1 protein-coding gene is annotated in these 873 nt (G+C 59.7%); it reads left to right on the top strand.

The features are described from left to right. Positions 1–873: transposase (locus Z052_RS00585; protein WP_241897858.1), on the top strand; the 873-nt coding region annotated here is incomplete at both ends.

Below are 873 nucleotides of genomic sequence, written 5' to 3'. Positions count from 1 at the left end.
TCTCTCAACCGACGTTTACCGCCGAAACGATGGACTACGACACGCGGAGCGCGACCTTCTACCGGAACAAGGTGTCGCTGGCAACTGTTGAGGGCCGAGTCGAACCGTCGTTCGTTCTCCCGGCAGACAGTCCGACGCCCTACGAGCGGTACGTACTCTCCGAGAGCTACGAGTTCCGTGAGAGTACGCTTCGGTACGACGCGGCCACTGACGAGTTCTACCTCAACATTTCGACGCGGCGGACAGACGGTGACGATGAGGTTTCGGAAGATACCGGGCACTCCGACCAAACGGTCCTCGGTATCGACCTCGGCGTCAACAGCCTCGCTGTGTCCTCAACCGGCACGTTTTGGCAGGGGGACGACTACGACCACTGGTGTCGTGAGTTCGAGAAGCGACGTGGCGAGATGCAACAACGCGGCACGCAGGCCGCACACAAGGCCCTGCTTCGCCTCGGGAAGCGAGAGGAAGCCTGGCGCAAACAGTACATCCACACGATCGCCAACGAACTCGTCTCGGAAGCCGTCGAACACGACTGCGACGTGATCGCATTCGAGGACTTGAGTGACATTCGAGAGCGGCTTCCACACGCGAAGTGGCACCACGTCTGGGCGTTCCGACGCCTGTTTGAATACGTCTCCTACAAAGCCCCTGAACAGGGCGTCTCCGTAGAGCAGGTCGAGCCGACCCATACATCCCAACGCTGTTCTCGGACGGACTGTGGGTTCACGCACGACGGCAACCGCCAGGGCGAACACTTCGAGTGCCAGAAGTGTGGGTATGAACTGAACGCGGATTATAACGCTGCAAAGAATATTGGCGTGCGGTACGCTCGGAAGCGACAACACAAACTCCGTTCCTCGCCCAAGTCGG

Origin of the sequence: Halorubrum sp. C191 (assembly GCF_002727095.1) — an archaeon.
Classification (GTDB): Archaea; Halobacteriota; Halobacteria; order Halobacteriales; family Haloferacaceae; genus Halorubrum; species Halorubrum ezzemoulense.
The sequence above is the reverse complement of the archived record's forward strand: the minus strand, read 5'-3'. Positions and strand labels throughout refer to the sequence as shown.